Consider the following 17,206-nt stretch of genomic DNA (forward strand, 5'->3'; position numbering starts at 1 on the left):
CCCGGTGGCATGCTGCCGCATCCCCGGGCCACCCGGATCGGACGCGGCAGCCCGGGATCACGGATCCGGCCGGTGAGCGGGTCCGCTCACCAGCTCGGCAGCACCGCCCCTTCGAAGGTCTTTTCCACGAAGGCCTTCACCTCGGGCGAGCGGTAGGACTCGATCAGCGCCTTGACCCAGGGCTTGTCCTTGTCGGCGCTGCGCACCGCCAGCACGTTGACGTAGGGGCCCTTGGGGTCCTCGCGCAGGATGGCGTCGCCGGGCTTGAGGCCGGCCGGACGGGCGTAGTTGGTGTTCACCGCCGCCGCGTCGACGTCGTCGAGGGAGCGCGGGGTCTGGGCGGCATCGACCTCGACGAAGCGCAGCTTCTTGGGGTTCTTCACGATGTCGGCGACGCTCGGCTTGAAGCCGACGCCCTCCTTGAGGGTGATGACGCCCTTGTCCTGCAGCAGCAGCAGCGAGCGTCCGCCGTTGGTCGGGTCGTTCTGGATCGCGATCGTGGCGCCGTCCGGCAGCGAATCCCACGACTTGTGGCGCTTCGAGTAGATGCCGAGCGGGAAGTTCACGGTGAGCGCCACGGACTCGATCTTGTAGCCGCGGTCGGTCTTCTGGTTGTCGAGGTAGGGCTGGTTCTGGAACGAGTTCGCCTCGATCTCGCCGGCCGAGAGCGCCTCGTTCGGCACCACGTAGTCCGAGAATTCGAGCACCTGCAGGTCGATGCCGCGCTTGGCCGCGACGGGCTTGACGGCCTCCAGGATCTGGGCGTGGGGTCCGGGGGTGGCGGCCACGCGCACGCGCTCGGCGGCCTGGGCGGGAAGCCCGCCGAGGCTCAGGGCGACGGCGAGGGTGAGGACACGCAACATCGGTGTGGGTCTCCGAGGGGAAAGGGGTCAGGCCTGGCGCAGACGCTTGTTGAGCCGGCGCGCCAAGCGGTCGCCGATCGTCTGCACGGCCTGGACGAGGACGATGAGGACCGCCACGACCGCGGCCATCATCTCGGGCATGAAGCGCTGGTAGCCGTAGCGGATGCCGAGGTCGCCCAGGCCCCCGCCGCCGACCGCGCCGACCATCGCCGAGAAACCGATCAGCGAGACCACCGCGAGGGTCAGGCCGAGGACGATGCCGGGCAGCGCCTCCGGGATCAGCACCTTGAGGACGATCTGCAGCGGGCTCGCCCCGAAGGCGCGGGCCGCCTCCACGAGCCCGCCATCGACCTCGCGGATCGCGCCCTCGACGAGGCGGGCGATGAAGGGCGTGGCCGCCACGGTCAGCGGCACGGTCGCGGCGCCGGTGCCGATCGAGGTGCCGGCGATGAGCCGCGTGAACGGGATGATCGCCACGACGAGGATGATGAAGGGCGTCGAGCGGGTGGCGTTCACGAGCGCGCCGAGCAGGCGGTTGGCGAGCGGCGCGGCGAAGAGTTCGCCCCGCCCGCTGGTGGCCAGGAAGACGCCGAGCGGCAGGCCGAACAGCGTGCCGAGGCTCGCCGCCACCGCCACCATGCGCAGCGTGTCCCCGGTGGCGGCGAGGAGGAGGCGCAGGAGTTCAGGCGACATGGGTGGCTCCGGTCTGCGGGGGGGCAGCCGGCCGGTCGGCCGGGAGCGCCGGCCGGTCGGCCGGGAGCGAGCCCAGCACCTCGGCGCCGAGGCCCCGGGCGTGCAGGAAGGCGGTCGCGCGGGCCGCGTCGCCGGGCGGGATGCTCACCACCAGGGTGCCGAAGGGCCGCCCGGCGATCTCGTCCACGGTGCCCGACAGGATGCACGCCGTGATGCCGGCCTCCCGGGCGAGCTGCGCCAGCACCGGATCGGTGGCGTGCGGCCCCCGGAAGGTGATGCGCAGGACGAGCGCGCCGCCGGCCTCGGCCGGCTGCAGGCGCGCGGCGAGCACGGGCGGCAGCGTCCGGCCGGTCTCGCGGTCGAGGAAGGTGCGGGTGACCGCCGCCTGCGGACGGGTGAAGACCTCGAACACGTCGCCGCTCTCGGCGATGCGGCCCTGGTCGAGCACCGCGACCTCGTGGGCGATGGCCCGGATCACCGACATCTCGTGGGTGATGAGCAGGATGGTGAGGCCGAGATCCCGGTTGATGCGCCCGAGAAGGTCGAGGATCTGATGCGTGGTCTCCGGGTCGAGGGCCGAGGTCGCCTCGTCGGAGAGCAGAACCTTCGGGTTGGTGGCGAGCGCCCGGGCGATGCCGACGCGCTGCTTCTGCCCGCCCGACAGCTCCGCCGGATAGCGGTCGCGCCGGTCGGCGAGCCCGACGAGGTCGAGGAGTTCGTCGACCCGGGAGCGGATCGCGGCCTTGTCGTAGCCCGCGAGTTCGAGCGGGAGCGCGACGTTGCCGGCGGCCGTGCGGGCCGAGAGCAGGTTGAAGTGCTGGAAGATCATGCCGATGCCGCGCCGCTCACGGCGCAGCGCCCGCTCCGAGAGGGCCGAGATCTCGGCCCCATCCACGATCACCCGGCCGCTGGTCGGCCGCTCCAGCCCGTTGACGAGCCGGATCAGCGTCGACTTGCCGGCCCCCGAGCGGCCGATCACGCCCACCACCGACCCGCGGCGCACCGACAGGTCGATGCCGTCGAGCGCCGTCACCGCGGTGGCGCCGCGGCGTGCCGGGTAGGTCTTGGCGACGCCCTCCAGCCGCACGAGCGCGTCCGGCGCGCCGAGACGATCGCCGAGATCGGCGGGAACGGGGACGCGGACCGGCGCCGTCATGGCCGGGCCTCGGCGGAGAGGGGAGGGAAGGGCATCTGTGTCCGTCGCTGTCTGGTGTGACGGACAAAAAGCCGGATTGGACCGGCATGTCAACCGAAACGTTCTTTTTGCAGAACGAACCGCGGGAGACCAACGTTCTGCCCGCGCCGGGCCGCGGGGAAGGCCGTTTCGGCCTGCGCCCCTGTAAGGCCGCCTTAGTACTTCGCGCCTAGTCTGGGCTCGGACCGGGATGAATGGCACGGCAATGTCACATACGAAATTCCGCCTCGTGACGCGCAGCGATTTCGACGGCCTCGTTTGCGGGGTGCTGCTGCGCGAGCTCGATCTCATCGACGAGATCAAGTTCGTTCATCCCAAGGACATGCAGGACGGCGTCGTGCCGATCACGGCGCGCGACATCGTCACGAACCTGCCCTACGTCGAGGGCTGCCACCTCGCCTTCGACCACCACGCCAGCGAGGTGACGCGCGCGGGCGGTCGGGCGCACCCCAACCACGTGATCGACCCGGCCGCGCCCTCCGCCGCGCGCGTGGTCTACGATTACTACGGCGGTCCGGCCGCCTTCCCGCGCGTCCGCGCCGACCTGATGGCGGCGGTGGACAAGGCGGATTCGGCCCAGTTCACGCACGACGAGATCCTCGACCCGCAGGGCTGGGTGCTCCTGAACTTCATCATGGATTCGCGCACCGGACTCGGCCGGTTCCGGGATTTCCGCATCTCGAACTACGACCTGATGATGCAGCTGATCGAGCGCTGCCGCGACAGGCCGGTCGAGGAGGTGCTGGCGCTGCCGGACGTGCGCGAGCGCGTCGACCTCTACCTCGGCCACCGCGAGCGCTTCGTCGAGCAGGTGCGCCGCTGCACTACGGTCCACGGCAAGCTGGCCCTGATCGACCTGCGGTCCGAGGAGGTGATCTACGCCGGCAACCGCTTCATGATCTACGCGCTGTTCCCGGAATGCGACATCTCGGCCCACGTGCTGTGGGGCCTGCGCCAGCAGAACACGGTCTTCGCCATCGGCAAGTCGATCCTCGACCGCGGCTCGCCCGTCGATGTCGGCGCGGTCTGCCTCGGCTTCGGCGGCGGCGGCCACAAGGCGGCGGGCACCTGTCAGGTGCCGAACGAACAGGCTGAGGGCGTGAAGGCCAAGCTGATCGCGGTCCTGTCCGGCCCGCCGTCCCAGGCCGCGGCCTGATCGCCGCCCGCGGTCCCGCGCGACCGCGGCATCACGCCGGAGCGGGAGCGGTCGGCGCCCGCTCCGCGACCCCGCGGGCCGGTTCGGCCGCGATGGACGCCTCGATCGCCTCCAGGCAGGCCTCCACGCCGCCCCGCAACGAGGTCACGTAGTAATCCGCCCCCATCTGCCGCCGCAGCGCCTGGTCCGACAGGATCGCGTCCTCGGCCGGCCACAGGCCGATGAGGATCGGCTTGCCCGGCAGCTTCTCCTGCAGGCGCCGCAGGAGAAAGCGCAGGTGGGCCGGGTTGCCGCTGATGTCGAGGTAGGAGATGCAGACCATCGCCACGCCCGTGACGTCGAGCGTCCAGATGGCCTCGCGGCTGACCGCCTCGTGCGGCACCACGCGCGCCCCGAGGCCGTGCTTGCCGAGCAACTGCGCGAGCATCGAGGAGGCGGCCTCGTCGAGCGGACCCCGGCCCGCGATGCACATCACGGCGGCCTCCCCCCGCCAGATCGGGGGACGGCGGTCCATCGCGGGCGCCTGGCCGGGCACGGCCTCGTTCTTCGGGTGCGCCTGCTCGGCCAGGGTCGGCACCTCCGCGTGCGCCTTCGGCTTGGCCCCCGCCGGCTCCTCGTCCGGACGCTTGGCGAACTCGCGCACCAGCGACTGCGTCAGCCCCTTGATGGTCTCCAGCTGCCGCTCGCCGAGGACGCCGCGCTGGTAGTCGTTGGCGGCGAGCTGCAGCGCCTTGAGCGCCACCTCATCGTAGTAGGAGGAGAGCGAGCGCTCCTTGAGCATCAGCTCGGCCTGTTCCTGCGCCTCGTCGGGGTCGCCCGCGAGCATGCGCTGGTAGAAGTTCTCCACCGGCGTCAGCGGCGGCCGGTCGCCGAGCAGCACGTCGAGGAATTCGAGCCGCTCCACGTGCCGGCCGAGCACCACGAGGCAGACGGTGAACGGGGTCGCCAGGATCAGGCCGATCGGGCCCCACAGGAAGCCCCAGAACAGGGTGGAGACGATCACCGCGAAGGGCGACAGCCCCGTCGAGTGGCCGTAGAGCATCGGCTCGACGACGTGCCCGGTCAGCGGCTCGGCGACAAGGAACAGCAGGCCCGTCCAGAGCACCATCGACCAGCCGGGATCGACGGCGGCGGCGAGCGCCAGCGGAAAGAGCGCGGCGATGAAGGCGCCGATATAGGGCACGAAGCGCATCAGCGCCGAGAACACGCCCCACAGGATCGGGCTCGGCACGCCGATGAACCACAGGCCGATGCCGATCAGCAGGCCGAAAGCGGCGTTGATGCCGAGCTGCGCGAGGAAGAAGGTGCCGAGCCGTCCCGCCGCGTCGTCCATCGCCATGGTGGTGCGGTGCAGGTCGCTCGACCCGAACAGCCGGATCAGGCGGTCGCGCAGGTCCTCGCGCTGCATCAGGATGAACACCACGACCACCAGCACGATGCCGACCGTCGTCAGCGGCTCCACCACCGGGCCGAGGATCCGCTCGGCCAGGGTGAGGGGCGACGGGTCCGGCTCCTGCACCTTGACCAGGACCGGCTTCGGAGCGTCGGCCCCGGCCTGCGCCGCGGTCGCGCCGGCGGCGGTCGCCTTGTCGGAGGCCTCGCTGATCTGGTGGTGGACCTTGTTGATCAGGGCGTTGGCCCGGCCGAGCACCCCCTCCTGCAGGTTCGACACCTTGCGCTGCACGGTGGCTTGGTACTGCGGCAGGTCCTTGGCGAGATCGGCCACCTGCAGGCCGATCGTGGTGCCGATCGCCACGATGACGCCGAGCGCGAGGATCACCGCGGCGATGACGGACGGCGCGCGCCCCAGGCGCAGGCGCCGGAGCCCGTTGACCACCGGGGCGAGGACGAAGCTCAGCAGCACCGCCAGCACGAGCGGGATGAAGACCTCGCGCCCGAGATACAGGGCCGCGATCGTCACGACCGCGATCGCCAAGGTCGCCAGACCGGACGGGCCCGGCGTCGCGGGCGGGGGCACCCGGGCGGGCCGAGGGGCGGTGGGCTCGACGGGGAGAGGCATGCGGAACTCCGGACGGCGCCGCCCGGCCGCGGAGGCCGGCGGAAGCCCGCTAACGCCCCAGACGCCCGAAGGATCGCCCCGCGCCGCGCCCGCCGCGCGAGCGCGGCGCGCCGGGTCATCGTCGTCCCCTCAAAGCCCTGTGCCCAGCGCGGGTCGAAGAACTCCCCCTAGGTATTCACCGCATGGCTCCCGCCGGGCCGGGCGCGTTGTCCCGCCACGGACCGAGGCCGGTCACCCGCGGCCGGCCTCGCAGCGGGAGAGCATCATGAGGGCATTGGTGTGGCACGGCACGGCGGACATCCGCTGCGAGACGGTGCCCGATCCGCAGATCGAGGATGACCGCGACGCGATCATCCGCGTCACCACCTGCGCCATCTGCGGCTCCGATCTGCACCTCTACGACCACTTCATGCCGGGCATGAAGGCGGGCGACATCATGGGCCACGAGACCATGGGCGAGGTGGTCGAGGTGGGACGCGGCGCGAAGGGCGCGCTCAAGGTCGGCGATCGGGTCGTCATTCCCTTCACGATCATCTGCGGCGAGTGCGACCAGTGCCGCCGCGGCAATTTCTCGGTGTGCGAGCGCTCGAACCGCAACAAGGCCGTCGCCGACAAGGTCTTCGGGCACACCACCGCCGGCCTGTTCGGCTACACCCACCTCACCGGCGGCTATCCGGGAGGGCAGGCCGAGTACCTGCGCGTGCCCTTCGCCGACAAGACCCACATCAAGGTGCCGCGCTCGCTCTCCGACGAGCAGTTGCTGTTTCTCAGCGACATCTTCCCGACCGGCTGGCAGGCGGCCGTGCAGTGCGACATCGAGCCGACCGACACGGTGGCGATCTGGGGCTGCGGGCCGGTTGGCCAGATGGCGATCCGCTCGGCCATCCTGCTCGGCGCGCGCCAGGTCGTGGCGATCGACTGCGTGCCGGAGCGCCTCAGCATGGCGCGGGCGGGCGGCGCCATCACCATCGACTTCCGCGAGGAGAGCGTCGTCGAGCGCCTGAACGACCTGACGAACGGCAAGGGGCCGGAGAAGTGCATCGACGCGGTGGGCCTGGAGGCGCACGCCACCGCCACCCTCGATTCGATGTACGACCGCGCCAAGCAGGCGGTGATGCTGGAGACCGACCGGCCGCACGTCCTGCGCGAGATGATCTACGTCTGCCGCCCGGCCGGCGTGCTCTCGATCCCGGGCGTCTACGGGGGCCTGCTCGACAAGATCCCGTTCGGAGCGGCGATGAACAAGGGGCTCACCTTCCGGATGGGCCAGACCCACGTGAACCGCTGGACCGACGACCTGCTGCGGCGGATCGAGGAGGGCCAGATCGACCCCTCCTTCGTCATCACCCACACGGTCGGCCTGGAGCAGGGCCCGGAGATGTACAAGACCTTCCGGGACAAGAAGGACAACTGCATCAAGGTCGTGCTGAAGCCCTGACCAGCCTTCGCCGAACGGGTCGCCGCTGTGGCGGCGACCGCGATGCGCGATCCAGAGCCACTCAGCAGAACCGTCGAAGACCTCTGCTGAGTGGCTCGTCCGCCGCCCTCTGCCGTGAGGACCTTTGCCCATGCCCGCCACGCGCCCCGACCAGACCCTCCTGTCCCGCCGCTCGGCCGAGACCCTGGCCAAGGGCCTCGGGCTGTTCTCGATCGGCCTCGGGCTCGTCGAACTCCTGGCCCCGCGCCGGGTGACCCGCACCCTCGGGATGCCCGGCTTCGAGGGGCTGGTGCAGGCCTACGGGGTGCGCGAGATCACCAACGGGGTGGCGATCCTGGCCTCGCACGATCCTGCGCCCTGGATCTGGACACGCGTCGGGGGCGATGCCCTCGATCTCGCGACGCTCGCCACCGGCTTCGATTCCGATAACGCCCGCAAGCCGCACGTCATGCTGGCGGTCGCCGCGGTGGCGGGGGTGACGGCGGCGGACATCGTCTGCGCCAAGGCCCTGTCCGAGCAGCGCGACACCCATCGCGGCAGCTTCCGCGATTTCGGCGACCGCAGCGGCTTCCCGCGCCCGCCGAGCGCCATGCGGGGGGCGGCCCGCGACTTCGCCGTGCCGAAGGACTTCCGCACGCCCGAGCTGATGCGCCCGTTCGATCAGGCACGCTTCGCCGGCGCGAAGCCGTTCGTGGGCAGCCCGCCGGCCTGAGCGCGCGGCCGAGGGCCTTGCGGCGCGGCGCGCCCTTCCTCGCGCGGGATCATCGTATTACATCCGGGGCGGCCGCGTCTTTCCGGCCGTTGACCGATGGATCCCCACAAGGCCCACCCGCCATGGCACCCCGCACCCTCTACGACAAGATCTGGGACGACCACGTCGTCGATCGTCAGCCGGACGGCACCTGCCTCCTCTACATCGACCGCCACCTCGTGCACGAGGTGACCTCTCCCCAGGCCTTCGAGGGGCTTCGGCTCGCCGGGCGCCGGGTGCGCCATCCCGAGAAGACCCTGGCGGTCGTCGACCACAACGTGCAGACCTCGGACCGCAGCTTCGGCATCGAGGATCCCGAGAGCCGCACCCAGATCGACACCCTGGCGCGCAACGTGCGCGAGTTCGGCATCGAGTATTACGACGCGCTCGACCGGCGGCAGGGCATCGTCCACATCATCGGCCCCGAGCAGGGCTTCACCCTGCCCGGCCAGACGATCGTGTGCGGGGATTCTCACACCTCGACCCACGGCGCCTTCGGAGCGCTCGCCCACGGCATCGGCACCTCGGAGGTGGAGCATGTGCTCGCCACCCAGACGCTGATCCAGAAGAAGGCGAAGAACATGCGCGTGACGGTGGACGGCACCCTGCCGCCCGGCGTCACCGCCAAGGACATCATCCTGGCGATCATCGGCGAGATCGGCACCGCGGGCGGCACCGGCCACGTGCTGGAATATGCCGGCGAGGCGATCCGGAGCCTCTCGATGGAGGGCCGGATGACGATCTGCAACATGTCGATCGAGGGCGGCGCCCGCGCGGGCCTCGTCGCGCCCGACGCGACCACCTTCGCGTACGTGAAGGACCGGCCGAAGGCGCCGAAGGGCGAGGCGTTCGAGCGCGCCCGCGCCTACTGGGAGAGCCTCGCCAGTGACGAGGGCGCGCATTTCGACCGCGAGGTGCGCCTCGACGCGGCGAACCTGCCCCCCATCGTCACCTGGGGCACCAGCCCCGAGGACGTGGTCTCGGTCCAGGGCCGGGTGCCCGACCCGGCGGCGATCGCCGACGAGAACATCCGCCGCTCGAAGGAGCAGGCGCTGGCCTATATGGGCCTGGCGCCGGGCACGCCGATCACCGCGATCGGTCTCGACAAGGTGTTCATCGGCTCCTGCACCAACGGGCGCATTGAGGATCTGCGCATCGTGGCGCGGATGGTCGAGGGCCGGAAGGTCCACCCGAACGTGAGCGCGATGGTGGTGCCGGGCTCGGGCCTCGTGAAGCAGCAGGCGGAGGAGGAGGGCATCGCCCGCATCCTCACCGAGGCCGGCTTCGACTGGCGCGAGCCGGGCTGCTCGATGTGCCTCGGCATGAACGCCGACCGCCTCAAGCCGCACGAGCGCTGCGCCTCGACCTCCAACCGCAACTTCGAGGGCCGCCAGGGCCACAAGGGCCGCACGCACCTCGTCTCCCCGGCGATGGCCGCGGCGGCGGCGGTGGCCGGCCACTTCGTCGACATCCGCGAGTGGCCGCGCCCCTGAGTGCGAATCCCGTGCCGGCGGTGCCGTTTGGCCGTTGACGCTGAGCGCGCCGCCCACTAAACGATCCCCACCGCGACGCCTCACGGCGCCTCGGGCCCAGGTGGCGGAATTGGTAGACGCGCTGGTTTCAGGTACCAGTGGTGCAAGCCGTGGAGGTTCGAGTCCTCTCCTGGGCACCAACACCGATCCAAGGTGTTGATGCTCCCCGACGTCATTGTTCTATCCCGTATCCAGGGCGCTGGTGCGGGATTTTTTGTTGTCTGGCGGAGGCCGGCGTCCAGGCGGGCACGTGCCCCGCAGCCGATGCAGTGGGTGATGCGAGGCGGCCGGACGTCAGTCCTCCGCGGCGACCCAGTGGCCCGGTGCGACCTCGACGAGATCGCCGGGCAGGCCTGCGCCGTGGGGGGCCGGCGCGGCAGCGGCGAGACGGGCGCGCTCGGCGGCCGGATCGGGGAGGGGGACGGCCGCGAGCAGGCGCCGGGTGTAGGGGTGGCGCGGATCGTCGTACAGGCGGTCGCTCTCGGCGAGTTCCACGATGCGCCCGCGCCAGAGCACCGCGACCCGGTGGCAGAGATAGCGCACCATGCGCAGGTCGTGGGAGATGAACAGGTAGGAGAGGCCGAGATCCGCCTGCAGGTCCTGCAGCAGGTTCACCACCTGCGCCTGGATCGACACGTCGAGGGCGGCGATGGGCTCGTCGGCGACGATGAAGCTGGGCTTCAGGGCGATCGCCCGGGCGATGCAGATGCGCTGGCGCTGGCCGCCGGAGAACTGGTGCGGGTAGCGGACCATGAAGACCGGGTCGAGGCCGACACGCCCGAACAGCTGGGCCACCGCATCGCGGCGGTCCTGCGCCGCCATCTCCGGCCGGTGCAGCCGGAAGGCCTCGGCCACGTAGGCGCCGACGCTCATGCGCGGGTTGAGCGCGGCGTAGGGGTCCTGGAAGACGGTCTGGATGCGGCTGCGCATGCGCCGCATCGCCTGCGGCGTGAGCGTGGCGAGGTCGGTGCCCTCGAAGGCGACGGTGCCGGCGGTCGGCGGGTTCAGCATGGTGACGGCCCGGCCGATCGTGGACTTGCCGGACCCCGATTCGCCGACGAGGCCGAGCGTCTCGCCCGGCGCGATGTCGAAGCTGACGTCGCGCACCGCCTGGAACACGTGTCCCCTGCCGCCCCACCACACCCGCAGCGGATAGGCCTTCGAGAGGTGGCGCACCGAGATCACCGGGCGGGGCGTCGCCCCGAGCGACAGGCGGGCCGTCATGGCGCGCGCTCCTCGGCGAGCCGCGCCGGCAGGTCATACCAAGCGGCCACGAGGTGGCCGGGCGCCGCGCCCGGGGCCTGGATCAGCGGGGGCATCTCCGTCCGGCAGCGGGGGGTGGCGTAGGTGTTGCGCGGAGCGAAGGGGTCGCCCGGCGGCGGGTGGTGCATGTCGGGCGGGCTGCCGTCGATCTGCTGCAGCCGGCGGCGCCCGGCCCGCCCGCGGCTGAGATCGGGCAGCGAGCGCAGCAGCCCCAGCGTGTAGGCGTTGCGCGGATCGCGGAAGATGTCGTCCACGGGGCCGCGCTCCAAGATGCGCCCGGCATACATCACCTGCACGGTGTCGCTGAGGCCCGCCACCACGCCGAGGTCGTGGGTGATCCAGATGATCGCCATGCCGAGTTCGCGCTTCAGCTCCTGCACCAGGGCGATGATCTCGGCCTGCACGGTCACGTCCAGCGCCGTGGTCGCCTCGTCCGCGATCAGCAGCTTCGGGCGGCAGGCCAGCCCGATCGCGATCATCACGCGCTGGCGCTGGCCGCCGGAGAACTCGTGCGGGTACTGGTCGAGGCGGGCGGCCGCGTCCGGGATGCGCACGAGGTCGAGGAGGTCGCGCGCCCGCGCCCGCGCCGCCCGGCGGTCGAGGCCGAGATGGATGCGCAGCGGCTCGATGATCTGCGCGGCCACCGTCATGCCCGGGTTGAGCGAACTCATCGGGTCCTGGAACACGAAGCCGATCTCGGCCCCCCTGACGCGGCGCAGGTGCCGCTCGGGCAGCGCCAGGAGATCGCGCCCGCGAAACAGCACCTGCCCGCCGACGATCCGTCCGGGCGGGCGTGGGATCAGGCCGAGCATCGCGAGCACGTGCACGCTCTTGCCCGAGCCCGACTCGCCGACGACGCCCAGCGTCTCGCCCTCGTGCAGAGTGTAGGAGATGCCGTTGACGGCATGGACCACGCCGCCCTCGGTGTCGAAGGCCACGCGCAGGTCGCGGACGTCGAGCAGGGGCGGGCCGACGGATCCCGTCATGTCCGCTGCCTCGGGTCGAGGGCGTCGCGCAGGCCGTCGCCGAGCAGGTTGAAGGCCAGCACCGCGAGGAAGATCGAGACGCCCGGCCAGATCGCCATCCAGGGCGCCTGCTCCATGAAGTTCTTGGCAACGTTCAGCATGGCGCCCCAGGAGGGCTCGGGCGGCTGCTGGCCGAGGCCGAGGAAGGAGAGGCTCGCCTCCGCGATGATCGCCGCCGCGATGGTCAGCGTCGCCTGCACGAGGATCGCCGGCACGATGTTGGGCAGGATGTGCACCAGCGCGATCCGCCAGGGCGGGTTGCCCACCGCGCGGGCGGCCTCCACGAACTCCTCGGCCGCCACCGCCCGCACCTGCGCGCGCGTGAGCCGCACGAAGATGGAGGTGGCCGACAGGCCGATCGCCAGCATGGCATTCGTGAGGCTCGGTCCCAGGAAGGCGGCGAGCGCGATCGCCAGGATCAGGAACGGGATGGCGAGGAGCGCATCGGTCAGCCGCATGATCGCGCCATCGACCCAGCCGCCCGCGTAGCCCGCGACGAGGCCGATCGGCAGGCCGAGCGCCACGGCGAGGCCCACCGAGACGAGGCCGGCCCCGAGCGAGGCGCGCGCCCCGTAGATGATGCGCGAGAGCACGTCGCGCCCGACCTCGTCGCCCCCGAACGGGTGGGCGAGGCTTGGCGCGGCGCGCACCGCCCCCCAGTCGGTGGCGGTCGGGTCGTAGGGCGCGATGACGTCGGCGAGCGCCGCCATGCCGACGACCGCCACCACGATGGCGAGGCCGATCACGGCGCCCGGCCGCGCGCAGAGGCGGCGCCAGAAGGCGGCGAGCGAGCCGGGCTCCCGGATGCGTGCGGGCGCGGCGATCCCGGCCGCGCCGGTGACGGGGGTGCCGGTGCTCATGCCCGGCGCAGCTTAGGGTTGACCACCGCCGAGAGCACGTCGGCCGCGAGGTTGAGGGCGATGTAGGTCGCGGCGGTGCAGATCACGACGCCCTGCACGGTGGCGAAGTCCCGGTTGAACACGGCGTCCACCATCAGCTTGCCGAAGCCCGGCACCGAGAAGACCTGCTCGGTGAGCACCGCCCCCGAGAGCAGCTGCCCGAATTCGAGCGCACCCAGCGTGATGATCGGGATCGCGGCGTTGGGCAGGGCGTGGCGCAGCACGAGCCGCAGCGGCGACACGCCCTTGGCGCGGGCGGTGCGCACGTAGTCGGAGCCGAGCACGCCCAGCATCGCCGCGCGGGTGTGGCGCATCATCACCGCCGCGATCGCGTTGCCGAGCACGAAGGCCGGCATCGCCATGGCCCTGAGGTTGTCGACCAGGCTCTCGCCCGGCGGCACGTAGCCGGAGGCCGGCAGCCAGCCGAGATGCACCGAGAACAGCAGGATCAGCAGGATGCCGAGCCAGAAGTTCGGGATCGACAGGCCCCAGAGGGCGATGCCGTTGGCAGCCGCGTCCATCCAGGTCCCGCGCTTGACCGCCGAGAGGATGCCCATCGGCACGCCGATCGCCAGCGCCACCAGCATGGCGAGGCAGGCGAGTTCGAGCGTCACCGGCAGCTTCTCGAGCACGAGTTCGGCCACCGGCTTCTGCAGGCGCACCGAGACGCCGAGATCGCCCTGCAGCACGCCGGCCGCCCAGTAGGCGTACCGGACGGGGAGCGGCTGATCGAGGTGGTACTTCTGACGGATGAAGGCGATCACCTCGGGGTCGCGCTCCTCGCCGGTGAGCGCGGTCGCCACGTCCCCCGGCAGCAATTGCTGCAGGGCGAAGATGATCATCGAGGCGAGGACGAGGGTCGGGATGGCGAGCGTGAGACGATGGGCGAGGAAGCGCAGCATCAGTCGAGCTTCAACCCGGTGAAGCGCACGAGCCCGTCCGGATAGGGCACGAAGCCGCTGATCTTCGGGCTGTAGGCCCAGAGCAGCTTGCGGTGCATCAGGTAGACGCCCGGACGGTCGCTGAGCACCTTGTCGGCGAGCGCCTTCCAGGCGGCTTTGCGCTTCTCCGGGTCGACCGAGCCGCGCTCGGCCTGGAGTGCCGCGTCGGCGCCCTCGTTGCAGTAGCGCGGATAGTTGAGCGGCGCCTTGCAGCTGAGGAAGCTGAAGGTGTTGCCGTCGGGATCCGGCCGGCCACTCCAGTTGTAGAGATAGGCCTCGTACTGGCCTTTGTCGGCGAGATCGAGGGCGGTGGTGAAGTCGGTGGCCTGCAGCTTCACGTCGAAGCCCGCCTCCTTGGTCATCGCCTGGATGACCTGGCCGACCTGCGGCGCCTCGCTGTTGGCGTAGACCATCAGGGTGATCTGCGGCTTCGGCTGCCCGGCTTCCGCCAGCAACGCCTTGGCCTTGGCCACGTCGCGCTTCGGGAGGGGGTACTCCTTCACGTAGTCCGGGTGCTTCGGCGAGACCCACTGGTTGCCGGGCAGGAACTCGCCGTTGAACACCACTTGGCTGATGGCGGCCCGGTCGAGCGACAGCTCGAAGGCGGCGCGCACCCGCGGATCGGCGACCGGCGAGCCGGCCCGGCCCAGGTTGAACAGGACAGACTGGAAGCCGAGTTCGTAGGTCGAGGCGAGCTTGAGCTTGGCGTCGCGCGCCACCTGGGGCGCGTCGGTGGGGGCGAGGCGTTCCAGCAGGTCGAGCTGGCCGGCGCGCAGGTTCGTCAGCCGCACCGTGGTGTCGGGGATCGGCCGGAACTCGATGCGCTGGATCTGGATCTGGTCCTTGTTCCAGTAGTCGGGGAAGCGCTCGACCACGATGCGGTCCTGGGGCACCCGCTCCACGAATCGGAACGGGCCGGCGCAGACGGGGCCGGTGGCGAACTTGTCGCCGAGCCGCTCGGCGGCCTTCGGCGAGACCAGCATGCCGGCCCGGTCGGTGAACTGGGCCATCAGCGGGGCGAAGGGCTGCTTCAGGGTGATCCTGAAGGTCAGGTCGTCCACCACCTCGACGGAATCGATCGGCGCGATCTCGCCGCGGCGCTGCGAGCCCGGCAGCTTCAGGTGGCGCTCGATCGAGAACTTGGCGGCCGCGGCGTTCACCGGCTCGCCGTCGTGGAAGCGGACCCCCGGCCGGAGCGTCATGGTGAGCGTCTTCTCGTCGGGCGACAGCTCCCACGCGGTGGCGAGCTGAGGCACCGGCTTCAGGTCGGGGCCGATATCGACGAGCTTGTCGCAGAGGGCGGCGAAGACCATGCGGCTGGCGAAGGTGCGCGCCAGGGTCGGGTCGAGAGCGTCGGGATCCTCCATCAGGCCGTAGCGCAGGGTCTGGGCCGAGAGTGGTGCGGTGAGCGCGAGCCCGGCGACGAGGCAGGCGGCGGCGAGACGCAGCATCCAGGTGTCCTGTTCGTTCGGTCGATCGGAGCGGATCGTGCCGCGAGCGTCCGGCGCAGGGACCGGCCCGTCAAGGCCGCGCGAGGGCGGCCCTGTGGCACACCGTGTTCCAAGCACCAACCGTGCCAAGAAGCGGTGTCGGCCGCACGGCTTGTGCGGCCCGGCGGAACGGCGCAACAGGATCCGGAACCGCCAGCCGAGCCCTGCGGTGCAGGGCGGCCACCCACGGATGCGACCCGATGAAGCCCTTCGTCTGGAACCACGGCTATCCCTCGCTGCGCATGCCGATCTTCGGGCGCAACGTGGTGGCGACCTCGCACGCGCTCGCCGCGCAGGCCGGGCTCATGATGATCTGGCGGGGCGGCAACGCGGTCGACGCCGCCATCGCGGCGGCGGCGGCCAAGACCATCACCGAGCCGTGCAGCAACGGCCTCGGCTCGGACGCCTTCTGCATCCTATGGGACGGCCAGCGGCTTCACGGGCTGAACGCCTCGGGCGGCGCGCCCGCCGCCTGGACCCCCGCCTACTTCCGCCGCAAGTACGGGGAGAGGGCGCGGCCGCCCATGCGCGGCTGGGATTCGGTGACGGTGCCGGGCGCGGTCGCAGCCTGGGTCGCCCTGAGCGAGCGCTTCGGGCGCCTGCCCTTCGCCGACCTGCTGGAGCCGGCAATCGCGATCGCCGAGCGTGGCTATCTCGCGCCGATCGTCGTGCAGCAGAAATGGGCGGCTGCCGCCCGCGTGGCCGATCTCGCCGGCCAGCCGGGCTTCGCCGAGGTGTTTCTGCCCCGCGGCCGCGCGCCCGAGGTCGGCGAGCGGGTGCGGCTGCCGGGCATCGCCCGGTCGCTGCGGGCGATCGCCGCCACCAAGGGCCGGGCCTTCTACGAGGGCGAGATCGCCGAGGCGACGGCCCGGCACGCGGCGGAGCACGGCGGGGCCATGAAGGTGGCGGATCTCGCCGCCTTCCGGCCCGAATGGGTCGAGCCGACCGCGAAGGATTATCGCGGCTACACGCTTCACGAGATCCCGCCGAACGGGCAGGGCATCGCCGCGCAGATCGCGCTGGGCATCCTCGAAGGCTTCGACCTCGCCGCCCTGCCGCCAGACGGAGCCGAGAGCCAGCACCTGCAGATCGAGGCGATGAAGCTCGCCTTCGCCGACACCTACCGCTACGTCGCCGACCCCTCGGGTATGACGGTCACGCCCGCGCAGATGCTCGATCCGGCCTACCTGACGGCGCGTGGCCGGCTCATCGACCGGACCAAGGCCCAAGATTTCGGCCCCGGCAACCCGGCGAGCGGCGGCACCATCTATCTCACCACGGCGGATGCCTCGGGCATGATGGTGAGCTTCATCCAGTCGAACTTCATGGGCTTCGGCTCGGGGGTCGTGGTGCCCGAATGGGGCCTCAGCCTGCAGAACCGCGGCTACGGCTTCCATCTCGATCCGGCCAGCCCCAACGTGGTGGCGCCGGGCAAGCGGCCCTTCCACACCATCATCCCGGGCTTCCTCACCAAGGACGGCGCACCGGTGATGAGCTTCGGCGTGATGGGCGGCAACATGCAGCCGCAGGGCCACGTGCAGACGCTGGTGCGGATGCTCGACTACCACCAGAACCCTCAGGCCGCCTGCGATGCGCCGCGCTGGCGCGTCAACGAGGGCTTGAGCCTCAACGCCGAATCGACCATGCCGCCCGAGACGGTGCGGGCGCTGACCGATCGCGGCCATCGCATCGAGGTGATCAACGACAGCTACCAGGATTTCGGCGCCGGCCAGTTCATCTGGCGGATGGGCGATCCGGATGAGGACGGCTACGTCGCGGCGAGCGATCCGCGGCGCGACGGGCAGGCGGTCGTCTGCTGACGACGCGCCCCGGGCTTCCGCCGCGCACGTCCGTCGTGATCCGCGAGGCTGCATCAGTCGCTGTCTAAGGCCTGGAAAAAGCCAGAGGTGGCTCCGCTCGGATGTCGACCAATGGGGTGA

At 71.2% G+C, this 17,206-nt stretch carries 14 protein-coding genes and 1 tRNA gene; 6 read left to right on the forward strand and 9 right to left on the reverse strand.

What is annotated here, in order from left to right; translation table 11 throughout:
* Window positions 1–86: 86 nt before the first annotated feature.
* The 3 genes from MFF61_RS26320 to MFF61_RS26330 are packed head-to-tail and all read right to left on the reverse strand — an operon-like array spanning window position 87 to window position 2,712.
* On the reverse strand, window positions 87–863 hold the full coding sequence (locus tag MFF61_RS26320) for a MetQ/NlpA family ABC transporter substrate-binding protein (protein ID WP_238240658.1): 777 nt from the start codon (window positions 861–863) through the stop codon (window positions 87–89).
* A gap of 27 nt (window positions 864–890) precedes the next feature.
* Window positions 891–1,556 (reverse strand): methionine ABC transporter permease, encoded by a 666-nt coding sequence (locus MFF61_RS26325; RefSeq protein WP_238240659.1) that lies wholly within the window; start codon window positions 1,554–1,556, stop codon window positions 891–893.
* The gene (locus MFF61_RS26330) at window positions 1,546–2,712 is read right to left on the reverse strand and encodes a methionine ABC transporter ATP-binding protein (protein ID WP_238240660.1); all 1,167 of its coding nucleotides are present in this window, start codon (window positions 2,710–2,712) and stop codon (window positions 1,546–1,548) included. The genes MFF61_RS26325 and MFF61_RS26330 overlap by 11 nt, the downstream gene beginning before the upstream one ends.
* Window positions 2,713–2,980: 268 nt before the next feature.
* Here MFF61_RS26330 and MFF61_RS26335 point away from each other — a divergent pair, with 268 nt between their 5' ends.
* Window positions 2,981–3,907: a DHH family phosphoesterase gene (locus MFF61_RS26335; RefSeq protein WP_238240661.1), complete on the forward strand. Its 927-nt coding sequence runs from the start codon at window positions 2,981–2,983 to the stop codon at window positions 3,905–3,907.
* A 31-nt stretch (window positions 3,908–3,938) separates the two neighbouring features.
* Here the strand turns inward: MFF61_RS26335 and MFF61_RS26340 are convergent, their stop codons facing one another.
* The gene (locus MFF61_RS26340) at window positions 3,939–5,927 is read right to left on the reverse strand and encodes an AI-2E family transporter (RefSeq protein ID WP_238240662.1); all 1,989 of its coding nucleotides are present in this window, start codon (window positions 5,925–5,927) and stop codon (window positions 3,939–3,941) included.
* 265 nt (window positions 5,928–6,192) lie between these two features.
* Here MFF61_RS26340 and MFF61_RS26345 point away from each other — a divergent pair, with 265 nt between their 5' ends.
* The 4 genes from MFF61_RS26345 to MFF61_RS26360 all read left to right on the forward strand — a co-directional run bounded on the left by MFF61_RS26345 (window position 6,193) and on the right by MFF61_RS26360 (window position 9,788).
* A complete protein-coding gene (locus tag MFF61_RS26345) occupies window positions 6,193–7,365 on the forward strand; it encodes a zinc-dependent alcohol dehydrogenase (protein ID WP_238240663.1) in 1,173 nt (390 codons plus the stop codon).
* Between the two features lie 130 nt (window positions 7,366–7,495).
* Window positions 7,496–8,077: a DUF4267 domain-containing protein gene (locus tag MFF61_RS26350; protein ID WP_238240664.1), complete on the forward strand. Its 582-nt coding sequence runs from the start codon at window positions 7,496–7,498 to the stop codon at window positions 8,075–8,077.
* 122 nt (window positions 8,078–8,199) lie between these two features.
* Window positions 8,200–9,609 (forward strand): 3-isopropylmalate dehydratase large subunit, encoded by a 1,410-nt coding sequence (gene leuC, locus MFF61_RS26355; protein WP_238240665.1) that lies wholly within the window; start codon window positions 8,200–8,202, stop codon window positions 9,607–9,609.
* Window positions 9,610–9,703: 94 nt separating this feature from the next.
* Window positions 9,704–9,788, forward strand: a tRNA-Leu gene (locus tag MFF61_RS26360).
* Between the two features lie 154 nt (window positions 9,789–9,942).
* Here the strand turns inward: MFF61_RS26360 and MFF61_RS26365 are convergent.
* From MFF61_RS26365 to MFF61_RS26385, 5 genes are read right to left on the reverse strand one after another with little or no spacing between them, the layout of a single operon-like run.
* Window positions 9,943–10,872, reverse strand: a complete 930-nt coding sequence (locus MFF61_RS26365; RefSeq protein WP_238240666.1) for an ABC transporter ATP-binding protein — start codon at window positions 10,870–10,872, stop codon at window positions 9,943–9,945.
* Window positions 10,869–11,897 carry an ABC transporter ATP-binding protein gene (locus tag MFF61_RS26370; RefSeq protein ID WP_238240667.1) on the reverse strand — a complete coding sequence of 343 codons (1,029 nt, stop codon included), beginning with the start codon at window positions 11,895–11,897 and terminating at the stop codon, window positions 10,869–10,871. The genes MFF61_RS26365 and MFF61_RS26370 overlap by 4 nt, the downstream gene beginning before the upstream one ends.
* The gene (locus tag MFF61_RS26375) at window positions 11,894–12,796 is read right to left on the reverse strand and encodes an ABC transporter permease (RefSeq protein WP_238240668.1); all 903 of its coding nucleotides are present in this window, start codon (window positions 12,794–12,796) and stop codon (window positions 11,894–11,896) included. Before MFF61_RS26375 ends, MFF61_RS26370 begins: the two co-directional genes overlap by 4 nt.
* Complete coding sequence (locus MFF61_RS26380; protein ID WP_238240669.1) at window positions 12,793–13,737, reverse strand: ABC transporter permease; 945 nt, start codon at window positions 13,735–13,737, stop codon at window positions 12,793–12,795. The genes MFF61_RS26375 and MFF61_RS26380 overlap by 4 nt, the downstream gene beginning before the upstream one ends.
* Entirely contained in the window at window positions 13,737–15,227 is a 1,491-nt protein-coding gene (locus MFF61_RS26385) for an ABC transporter substrate-binding protein (RefSeq protein ID WP_238240670.1), read from the reverse strand. The genes MFF61_RS26380 and MFF61_RS26385 overlap by 1 nt, the downstream gene beginning before the upstream one ends.
* A 239-nt stretch (window positions 15,228–15,466) precedes the next feature.
* On the opposite strand from MFF61_RS26385, the gene MFF61_RS26390 reads away from it, so the two are divergent.
* Window positions 15,467–17,086 carry a gamma-glutamyltransferase family protein gene (locus MFF61_RS26390; RefSeq protein ID WP_238240671.1) on the forward strand — a complete coding sequence of 540 codons (1,620 nt, stop codon included), beginning with the start codon at window positions 15,467–15,469 and terminating at the stop codon, window positions 17,084–17,086.
* The last annotated feature ends 120 nt before the right edge of the window (window positions 17,087–17,206 follow it).

Source organism: Methylobacterium isbiliense (assembly GCF_022179325.1).
GTDB lineage: Bacteria > Pseudomonadota > Alphaproteobacteria > Rhizobiales > Beijerinckiaceae > Methylobacterium > Methylobacterium isbiliense.

What these genes read in the sequence shown, in the direction of transcription:
- MFF61_RS26320 (WP_238240658.1), bottom strand. Translation starts at nt 863, where the DNA reads ATGTTGCGTGTCCTCACCCTCGCCGTCGCCCTGAGCCTCGGCGGGCTT.
- MFF61_RS26325 (WP_238240659.1), bottom strand. Translation starts at nt 1,556, where the DNA reads ATGTCGCCTGAACTCCTGCGCCTCCTCCTCGCCGCCACCGGGGACACG.
- MFF61_RS26330 (WP_238240660.1), bottom strand. Translation starts at nt 2,712, where the DNA reads ATGACGGCGCCGGTCCGCGTCCCCGTTCCCGCCGATCTCGGCGATCGT.
- MFF61_RS26340 (WP_238240662.1), bottom strand. Translation starts at nt 5,927, where the DNA reads ATGCCTCTCCCCGTCGAGCCCACCGCCCCTCGGCCCGCCCGGGTGCCC.
- MFF61_RS26345 (WP_238240663.1), top strand. Translation starts at nt 6,193, where the DNA reads ATGAGGGCATTGGTGTGGCACGGCACGGCGGACATCCGCTGCGAGACG.
- MFF61_RS26350 (WP_238240664.1), top strand. Translation starts at nt 7,496, where the DNA reads ATGCCCGCCACGCGCCCCGACCAGACCCTCCTGTCCCGCCGCTCGGCC.
- leuC (WP_238240665.1), top strand. Translation starts at nt 8,200, where the DNA reads ATGGCACCCCGCACCCTCTACGACAAGATCTGGGACGACCACGTCGTC.
- MFF61_RS26365 (WP_238240666.1), bottom strand. Translation starts at nt 10,872, where the DNA reads ATGACGGCCCGCCTGTCGCTCGGGGCGACGCCCCGCCCGGTGATCTCG.
- MFF61_RS26370 (WP_238240667.1), bottom strand. Translation starts at nt 11,897, where the DNA reads ATGACGGGATCCGTCGGCCCGCCCCTGCTCGACGTCCGCGACCTGCGC.
- MFF61_RS26375 (WP_238240668.1), bottom strand. Translation starts at nt 12,796, where the DNA reads ATGAGCACCGGCACCCCCGTCACCGGCGCGGCCGGGATCGCCGCGCCC.
- MFF61_RS26380 (WP_238240669.1), bottom strand. Translation starts at nt 13,737, where the DNA reads ATGCTGCGCTTCCTCGCCCATCGTCTCACGCTCGCCATCCCGACCCTC.
- MFF61_RS26385 (WP_238240670.1), bottom strand. Translation starts at nt 15,227, where the DNA reads ATGCTGCGTCTCGCCGCCGCCTGCCTCGTCGCCGGGCTCGCGCTCACC.
- MFF61_RS26390 (WP_238240671.1), top strand. Translation starts at nt 15,467, where the DNA reads ATGAAGCCCTTCGTCTGGAACCACGGCTATCCCTCGCTGCGCATGCCG.